General features: G+C 66.7%; 1 pseudogene. It reads left to right on the forward strand.

What is annotated here, in order from left to right:
- Positions 1-68: 68 nt before the first annotated feature.
- Positions 69-2,399: pseudogene (locus tag MOV63_RS32350) on the forward strand (hemagglutinin); the annotation flags it as partial.

Here is a 2,399-nt window from a genome sequence, read left to right on the forward strand (position 1 = left end):
AACCCCGCCGTCCGGCCCCACAGCCCCCGCGCATACCGGTGCCGCAGCCGCCGCAGGCAGATAATGGCATGCGCGACATCGCCCAGGCGCTGGTCAGCCTGCGCCAGGAGCTGAAGCAGGATATTTCCGAAAGCGTCGCCCGCGAAATGAGCGCGTTGCGCTCCGAGATCCGCTCGATCAAATCCATTGCCGAAGACCAGAACTTCAGCGAGGATCTGCGCGGCGACCTTGCCCGGCTTGCCGAAGGCATCAGCCAACTCGGCTACCAGGCGACGCCGGAGGCGGCCGGCCTGCGCCGCGAATTCGAGGAACTGCGCGCCGTCATGGACGGCCTCGCCCGCGAGGATTCGGTACGGCGGATGGAAACCCGCTGGCAGGGTCTCGAAGATCGTATGCACGATCTCGACTCCACGGCGCTGCGCGAGGAGCTCGTCTCGCTCGCCTACCGGATCGACGACATCAAGGGCCAGCTCGGCGAGATGAGCGACAGCCCGGTCATCCGCGCGCTCGAACAGAAGCTGATCACGGTCGCGAGCGCCATGGAGCAGCTCGGCTCACGCATGCAGCCGAACGATTCGGTCATTGCCGAACAGTTCGCGACATTGGACGAGCGGCTGGACGAGATCAGCCGCGCGATTGCCGCCGGCAGCCGCGCCTCGGCCTCAGCCTCGATCGACCAGTCCTTCCTGCAGCGTCTGGATGGCCGCATCAGCGCGCTTGCCGACCAGATCGAAGCCATAGGCCGGGTAACCCACACCCAGACCGACCCGGCCGAAATGCTCTCCGCCCGCATCGAAGCGCTGACCGGCCGGATCGAGGAGCTCACCGACGAACAGGCGGCCATGCGCCTGGAAGAGCGGCTCGAGCAGCTTTCGCTGATCCTCGAACAGGCCCAGAAGCCTTCCCAGGATCCCGAGCTTTCTGCCTATCTCGCCGATATTTCCCGCAAGATCGACGGGTTGGAACAGGGCAGTGTCAACGACGTGCTCGCCGAACGGCTCGACTATCTCGCCCGCCGGATCGAGGAGATCGGTTATCAGCCGCATGCCCAGTCGGCGATGGACGAAAACGCCTTCGGACGCATCGAAGACCGGCTGACCGACATTGCCGCCCGGCTTGACGAGGCGACGGCTTCGCCGCGTGGCGACGACGGCGCGCTTCGCAGTCTCGAAGACCAGATCGCCCATCTTTCGGTGCTGATCAGCCAGCCGCAGCATGGCGCCGGCGCTCTTCCCGCCGAATTCGAAAACCGCATGACGGCGCTCGAAAGCTATATGGCGACCAATGACGAATACATCATCGAGGCTGCCCGCCAGGCCGCCGAGACGGTGGTGGAAGCCTATTCCCGCAATGGCATGGCAGGCGGGCCGGGTGTCGCTGCCGACATGGCGGCACTGTCTGCGCTTGCGGACGACCTTCGCCATCTCGAAGACCTGACGCGCCATTCGGACGACCGCACCCACCAGACCTTCGAAGCCCTGCACGGCACCCTGGTGCAGATCGCCGACCGGCTGGACGGCATGGAAGAACGGCTCGTCTCCTCCGCCCACGCGGAGCGGGATCGTTATCATGAAGAACCGGCGCGTTACGAGAGCCGCCCTGCCCCGGCCATGCCGGCAGCCGCACAGCTTTCCGTCGCCGCTGCCGAAGAGCTGATGAGCTACGAGCTCGCGGAGGCAGAGGCGAACGAGCAACCGGCCGCAACCTTCGGCCATCGCGCAAAGGCCCCTGAAGAAGCGCCTTCCGACGAGACCGTACTTCGCGCCGATCATGTCGTCACCAAGGACAGCCCCGCCAGGGACAGAGCCGCCAAGACCAGCCTGCTGACCGAACTTTCCCGCCGCTTCCTGCCGGGCGGCAAGGGCGAGGCGCCGAAGGGCGGCCGCACCGTGATCGATCCGACACCGTCGCTCGATCCTTCCGACGTGCTGCCGGCGGATCGCCAGAACGATCTTCTGGAGCCGGGATCCGGCGCCCCCGACGTCAAGAAGATCCTCGAGCGGGTTCGCGCCAGCCAGGCCGCCGGCGAATTCGACACAGACCGGACGAGTGCCGCCGAACGCGCCGACTATATCGCCGCCGCCCGCCGCGCCGCCAAGGCCGCTGCCCAGGAAACCGATCCCTCGCAGATCGGCTCGTCGTCCAAGGAGATGCGCAAGGCCGCCAAGGCATCCGCCAACAAGGGCTTCGGCGCCATGCTTTCGCAGCATCGCCGGCCGATCCTGATGGCTGTCGGTGCCGTGCTTCTGGTGCTGATGGCAATGCCGCTCGCCAAGACGCTGACCAGCGGCACAAAGGCTCCAGCAGTACCGGCCGCGACGATCCAGGCGCCGGCCCGGCCGGTTGCACCGGCCAACGTCACCGGCAGCAACGAGGTCCCGACGGTCGAAGACCAGGCC

The organism is Neorhizobium sp. SHOUNA12A (assembly GCF_023006505.1).
Taxonomy (GTDB): Bacteria; Pseudomonadota; Alphaproteobacteria; order Rhizobiales; family Rhizobiaceae; genus Neorhizobium.